This is a genomic window from Cuniculiplasma thermophilum (assembly GCF_052315355.1).
GTDB lineage: Archaea > Thermoplasmatota > Thermoplasmata > Thermoplasmatales > Thermoplasmataceae > Cuniculiplasma.
Window position 1 is genome coordinate 22,481 of sequence record NZ_JBLSDF010000024.1, and the last position, 6,588, is coordinate 29,068.

Annotated in this window: 6 protein-coding genes; 2 read left to right on the forward strand and 4 right to left on the reverse strand. The window is 39.6% G+C overall.

Annotated features, from left to right (window positions below; translation table 11 throughout):
* Window positions 1-7 precede the first annotated feature (7 nt).
* Together ACNF42_RS05595 and ACNF42_RS05600 are read left to right on the forward strand one after the other, a co-directional pair.
* On the forward strand, window positions 8-1,708 hold the full coding sequence (locus ACNF42_RS05595; RefSeq protein ID WP_443339685.1) for an ABC transporter permease: 1,701 nt from the start codon (window positions 8-10) through the stop codon (window positions 1,706-1,708).
* Entirely contained in the window at window positions 1,705-2,745 is a 1,041-nt protein-coding gene (locus tag ACNF42_RS05600; protein ID WP_443339687.1) for an ABC transporter ATP-binding protein, read from the forward strand. The genes ACNF42_RS05595 and ACNF42_RS05600 overlap by 4 nt, the downstream gene beginning before the upstream one ends.
* Here the strand turns inward: ACNF42_RS05600 and ACNF42_RS05605 are convergent.
* The 4 genes from ACNF42_RS05605 to ACNF42_RS05620 all read right to left on the reverse strand — a co-directional run bounded on the left by ACNF42_RS05605 (window position 2,738) and on the right by ACNF42_RS05620 (window position 6,343).
* Window positions 2,738-3,391, reverse strand: coding sequence for an HAD family hydrolase (locus ACNF42_RS05605; protein WP_443339688.1), 654 nt, complete (start codon window positions 3,389-3,391; stop codon window positions 2,738-2,740). The genes ACNF42_RS05600 and ACNF42_RS05605 overlap by 8 nt on opposite strands.
* Before the next feature lie 229 nt (window positions 3,392-3,620).
* Window positions 3,621-4,772: a YchF-related putative GTPase gene (gene ychF, locus ACNF42_RS05610; protein WP_443339689.1), complete on the reverse strand. Its 1,152-nt coding sequence runs from the start codon at window positions 4,770-4,772 to the stop codon at window positions 3,621-3,623.
* Between the two features lie 9 nt (window positions 4,773-4,781).
* A complete protein-coding gene (locus ACNF42_RS05615) occupies window positions 4,782-5,234 on the reverse strand; it encodes a UPF0179 family protein (protein ID WP_443339690.1) in 453 nt (150 codons plus the stop codon).
* A gap of 14 nt (window positions 5,235-5,248) precedes the next feature.
* On the reverse strand, window positions 5,249-6,343 hold the full coding sequence (locus ACNF42_RS05620) for an NAD(P)-dependent glycerol-1-phosphate dehydrogenase (protein ID WP_443339691.1): 1,095 nt from the start codon (window positions 6,341-6,343) through the stop codon (window positions 5,249-5,251).
* Between the last annotated feature and the right edge of the window lie 245 nt (window positions 6,344-6,588).

Sequence of the window (6,588 nt, forward strand, 5' to 3'; positions counted from 1 at the left end):
AGATTTGATGAGGTCACCTACAAAAAAGCAGGCCATTTATCTGATCATCCCGGCTCTTTTATATTTTATAATTTTTGCTTTTTATCCGATGGTTGAAAATATCTTGCTGACTTTCCAGCAGGAGAACATATACACGGGTGCATTGACATATGTGGGTTTTAAGAATTATTCAGCCCTTTTTACCACTCCCTACATAACAGAGATATTTGAGAATACACTTATTTACACCCTTTTTGTTCCTTTCTTTGATATTCTTCTCGCAATTCCTCTTTCGTCATTCATGAAGAGGCTGAACAAGCCATATATATTACCCCTTGTTCTCCTGTCATCCCTCATTCCCCTTGTCACAGCAGCTGTAATCTGGTCCTTTATGCTTAACCCATTTTATGGAATACTCTATTACATTGACAAGATCAACTTTTTTTCCAATACATGGATGATCGTGATTATAGATATATGGACAAGCCTCCCACTTTCCACACTCATAATCTACTCAGGTTTGAGATCAATACCTCCAAGCATTGAGGAGGCTTCACAGATGGATGGGATCATTGGGGCAAGAAAACTTTTTACCATTGATCTTCCCTATGTAAAATCAAGCATACTCTCCGCAACAGTCCTTATGATTCTGTACGGTTCATTCACATTTGATCCTATATATGTGGTGAGCAGTTACGCAGCCCCATTTGCAATTACTGATCTGTCCTATTACTCATATCAATTGTTCTTTTCCAATGACGTAGGATTTGCAGCAGTTTTGATGACAATTATGACTGCAATTTCAACAGGTATAGCACTCCTTTTTGTCAGATTGACCCTTTGGGAAGGCAGGAGGAACGGGAGTCAGATTTTCAAATTCATGCCAAATAAGGAGATGCCAAGGTACATGGCATGGGTCTTTACGATTCTGTATATGATTTTCTTTCTCTTCCCATTCCTGTGGCTTGTTCTTGAATCCTTAAAGAGTAATCCTGAGATAGTTGCAATTCCACCCGTAATTATCCCGTATCTTATCACATTTGCCCATTATACATTCAGTTTCATAACTGGAGAGCCTTTCTTCATCACAAGTCTTGTTGTATCCCTGGGCACATCTATTCTTGTTCTTCTTATTGGTGCTCCAGCCGCCTATGCGACTTCCCGTTACAGAATTGGAGGACTCAAATTTATTGGACTCGTGCTCTTCATATATTCCCTGCCTACAGTAATATTTATGATACCTGTACACAACATTGTGAATTCGATTGGAATGATGAATTCATGGTTCGGATTGATAATATCATACCCGGTATTCGTGATGCCGCTTACAATATGGATGCTATATAATTTCTATTCTAATTTTCCAAAGCATATAGATGAGGCTGCAAACATGGATGGAATGAACGTGTTCAAAACCTTTTATTCCATCATATTGAGACTTAGCGGGGATGGCATATCTGTCACACTTCTTTATTCCTTTATTCTCGCGTGGGGTGCCCTCATTTTCCCTCTTGCCTTAACATATACTCCTTATAATATGTCCCTGCTCCATCCTTCTGGTGCCCAGACTGCAACAATATTTGTAGGAAGCACCATAGGCCATGAAGCTTTCAACTACGGTGCGCTTTCAGCGGCAAGTGTAATAAGCATAATTCCATCACTTCTCTTAATATACCTGGCAAGAAAAAGAATTGAAAAACTTTGGAGAGTTGGAGGTAACGTCAATTGAGTTCGCAGTTTGGACTTTATAATATAGAAAAAAAATATGGAAAATTTACTGCCATATCTGTAGATGAACTTGAATTCGAAGAGGATTCATACATAGTAGTTCTAGGACCATCAGGTTCTGGTAAGACAACTCTTCTGAGGATTGTGGCTGGACTTGAAACTCCAGACAAAGGGAGAGTCGTAATAGGTGGAGAAGATGTTACAAATATACCATCCTGGAAGAGAAGCGTTGGATTGGTCTTTCAAAACTATGCCCTTTATCCCCATCTGACTGTATATCAAAATATAGCAATACCATTAACTGTTGAAAAGAGACCTATAGAAGAAATCAAAAAGAGTGTTGATGACGTTGTTGAGGTAATGCAGTTGCATGATCAGACAGGAAAACTACCAAAGCAGCTTAGTGGGGGACAACAGCAGAGAGTTGCTCTTGCCAGAGCCATAGTCAAAAAACCAAAGATCCTGCTGATGGACGAACCCCTCTCCAATCTTGATACAAGGGTCAGAGTTGATCTGAGGAGTTATCTTAAAGATACTCAAAGAAAACTAGGTATCACAGTCATTCACGTCACTCACGACCAGGAGGAGGCCATGGCACTGGGTGATTCGGTAGTGGTCGTACATAAGGGAGAAATCATCCAGAAAGGATCTCCAAGGGAAGTTTATGGAAAGCCCAATGATCTCTTTGTGGCTGGTTTTCTTGGAGGAGTTAACATCTTCGGAAGAGAGGACGTGAAGGATCTTGGAATAGATGGAGATTTTGATAGCCTTGGAATCAGAAATGAGGATATATACTTAGTTGGCAGAGATGATCCCCATCATTTTATAGGGATCGCTGGGCATTCCCAGTATCTTGGCTCACAGACACTTCTCAATGTAAATGTTGGCAATGTTGAAATCAAGACCAGAATTTCAAAGGATAAAAAGATAAAACACGGAACTGAAATTGGCATCATACTTGATTTGAAGAACGCAGTATTTTTCAAAGATGGAAAACGGGTTCAGGTGAACATTGATTCCCTCCCGGACTTCAATTAATGTGCGAATCTATCCACTTACTCATCTTTGGCAAAACATCTTCAATTTTTTTACCCTTAAATGTGGCTTTCATATTTCCAGTTGAATAGGGAGAAATATATGCAGCATCCTTTCCCAGTTCTATTGCAGGAGCAATATCGTTAGGGTAATGATCGCCTACACTCAATAAATTGGCATCTTCTGGTAATTCCTTAATTATCCTTATAATACCCTCGGGTTTTGCAGCCCAGCTTATTATCCTTGAGAAATAATCGACCAGACCCAATTTTTCCATGAATGGCGTTACATATGGTTCTGGAGAGTTTGAGGCCACTATCATGATTGATTTCTCCTTTGACCTTTTAAGAAATTCCTGCAGTTTTTGAGGAACTTCAACATATTCAGGATGATCCAATAGAGTTTCTCTCATTTCTTCATAGGCGGCTTGCAATATTCTTGATGGGACAGATGAAAAATACCTTGCAACTATTTCATAGCCATCATTTCCATAAAAATGATCATAATCCTTTAGTCTTCTTTCTATTTCCTTTATTTCACCTGTATCCTCTTCCCCAAGAAGATTAAGAATACTTGATGTGTAGATAATAAACGGCCTGATGCCTCTGTACAGAGTTCCGTCAAAATCCCATAGAATGTAGGGCTTCAATCATATTCCCTCGTCTTAATGGTTTCAAATATATCTATCTTAAAGTGCCGAATCAGATTGTAAAATTGCATTCTAAACCCCGTATTTAAAGGCTTATCCTTTAAGACATAATGAGGTTTTCTAATATTTATCTTTATTGAATTGTATTTCTCTTTCAACCAGTGATAAATGGGTCCCTAACCCTTTGAAATTCATAATTAATTTTTTCCAATTTCTTGATTATTTCATCTCAGGTCTTGGCAACGATTCTTATAACGTCCCCGTCCTTCAACAAATATGATCTTCCAAGAATCATCTTTGTTCTTCCATTAATTGCCCTTATGAACCCATTGCCGATGTCAGTATGAATCCTGAATGCGAGGTCCTCTGCTGTATCTCCCTGATCCATAAGAAATGCGTCCGGAAGTACGTTTCCTTCCTTATCTGTCCATTTATTTTCATCATAAACTGGAAAAACCACTATCTTCTGGAGATCGGTCTTGACAATTCCGGATATTACATCGCTGATCCTTTCAAGTTTTCCGCTCTCATAGGACTTTCTGATCAGATTAAGGGCCTCTTTTTGCCTTTCATTTGCCTTTTCAGAGGGCTCCAGAGAATTCATATCCTTTATGATTCCTGATTTGAAAGCCTTCATTATGGATAGTTCATAATCGGCCGATATAACATGAAACCCCTGTGCCTTTATTTCTTTGGTATTTTCAAGAAGATCTCCCTTATTTACCACTCTCTTTATGGGCCTAATAATTTTGAGAACTGCCCTCGTAAATTCCATTATCTCGTCGTCACCCCAGATAGATACATTATCGTTCATCTTTGTAATAGAAAGTATCTTTCTCACTTCCTTAAGACCTATTCCAAAAAATGATGCCTTCATGAGGATCTTCTCCTCATTTGGTATGGATAGGTGTGATACTTTTTTGGAAAATCTTTCCCAATCACTTCCGAATCTGGAGGAAAACCACAGGAATATCTCCTTCTCCACCTCTTCCGCCGATTGTTTTATCTCGTCCAGTGTCATAAGTTTTTTTTCGTCTGTGACTGGACTGATCAGGTTAATGAGAGCAGATGCTTCCCTGAGGGAATCCATAAACTGATTTCCCATTCCCTTTCCCTGACTTGCCCCTTCTATTAGCCCTGGAACATCCATGACCTCCACAGGGATGTATCTGATGCCATTCAGACATCTGCCTCTTCGAGGATTGCACTGCTTTCCAAGTTCTGTGTGAGGGCATTTTTCCCTCAGATAAGCGATGCCTTTGTTTGCCTCAACTGTTGTGAACGGGTAGTCCCCAATTGCAACCACAGTTTCCGTAAGGGAGGAAAAAAGAGTTGACTTGCCTGCGTTTGGTTTTCCGGTTATTCCTATGCTGAATTCCATTGGATCACACTACTTTTTTTCAGAAATGTATGATCCGCTTATTTTCCTCATATTGTAACCCTTTGGACACTCAACTTTTTGACCTATGGAGGATATTTTTATTTTCCCTTCGCTTCTGTGATAAAGAAGGTTGCACTTTTCTATATATTGACATGTAACATAATCGCATTTCATGCTTCTCGTTGATGTAACTGAACCCTCCTGAACACGTCTGTCATATTCCATTATAAATTCTTCCGGTACTTCTTCGACAGATACTGCCAGAACTCTCCCCTTGTTGAAAACATTGCAAGGTTGTTCCTTCTCCCTTACCTCTTTTATTTTATATGCCTTCCCCTGTTCCAAATTGAAGCATACATTCTTAATTTTACATTCTGAACAGGTTTGTAAGGGTGTAACGTATCTGAAAGTACTTCCTACAATAGCCTGATCAACCCCTATCAGGGTAATTTTACCTGCCATCTTATTCAACCCTTTTATTCAATTATCTTTGTAATTCTCAAGGCAGATTCAGCAGCATTGTAGCTTAAATCAACTTCACCCAGTATAGTAAAGCGTTCAGGCCTGATTCTGTGAGCAGTTCTTAGTGCTTCAATCATTATATGGTCGCTTATGCCATAGTCCCTTGCACGTATTGAAATTCCTATCCTTTCATAGACTGAGGCTAAATTCCTCCAGTCACCACCGTGAAGAAACATGGCTACCACAGAGCCTATTGCAACCTGCTCACCGTGTATCGCTTTGCCAGGTGCCATTGTTTCCAGAGCATGAGCTATAAGATGCTCTCCACCGCTGGCTGGTCTGGATGATGCTGCTATGGCCATGGATGTCCCGGAAGCTAGTATTTGCTTTGTAACGAGCCATACAGATTCCTCTACACCTGGCATAATCATGTGTGACCTTTCAATTAATTCCTTTGCTGCGTATTCAGCGATTGCAGCTGCACTGCTACTGTAATCCTCCCCTTTTAATCTATTAGCCAGCTTCCAATCAAGAATAGCCGTCTCATTTGATATAACGTCTGCTGCGCCTGCCTTTAAGTATCTATATGGTACCTTTACCATAATTGCTGTATCTGCAATTATGGAAACAGGCATTACAGCCTCTTCTGATACAGACCACCCCCTCCTTTTTATGGATGCCCTTGGGGAAGCAATTCCATCATGACTCGGCGTGGTCGGTATGCTAATCAATGGAACGTCAAGATAATAGGCAGTCTTTTTTGCAAGATCGATCTTGCTTCCACCGCCTACCCCTATAATCATATCGGCACCATATTCTCTTGCTTCCTGCGTGATTTTATCCAGCGTCTCTTCATCCGCAGGACCCGCCATAAGTATGGTATTTTCTATGGAAGCATCACTGAGAATCTCCGAAATCTCTCCACCTGCCAGTTTGATAGTGTTATTACCCGTAATGATAGCAACCCTATCACCCCTCAGGTTCTTTTTTACGACGTCTGTTGTTTTATGAATTACGCCGTGACCCACGTAAATATCTCGTGGAAATTGCATAAATTTAAATTTCTCAAATTCCATATTCTCAGCTGGAATTACTATGTTATCTTTCAATATAAATTTTCATAAAAATGATATCAAAATATGACGCTATTTTTTGATTTAAAAAATTTACAAATATTATTGATAAAAATTTAGATCATAGGCCATGACATAGTGTCCCAAATGTTGTGTATTTATAAAGGATACCTCCTTTGGAACATTTCCTTAATCTCATCAATGCATTTATAATATCCCCTCAATGATCTCATAGACCATCTCATAGACCATTTGTCATTTATCTCTGCTGCTCTCAGATA

Bases quoted from the DNA above. Each gene is read 5' to 3' on its own strand.
- ACNF42_RS05595 (WP_443339685.1), top strand. From the start codon at position 8: ATGAGGTCACCTACAAAAAAGCAGGCCATTTATCTGATCATCCCGGCT.
- ychF (WP_443339689.1), bottom strand. From the start codon at position 4,772: ATGGAATTCAGCATAGGAATAACCGGAAAACCAAACGCAGGCAAGTCA.
- ACNF42_RS05615 (WP_443339690.1), bottom strand. From the start codon at position 5,234: ATGGCAGGTAAAATTACCCTGATAGGGGTTGATCAGGCTATTGTAGGA.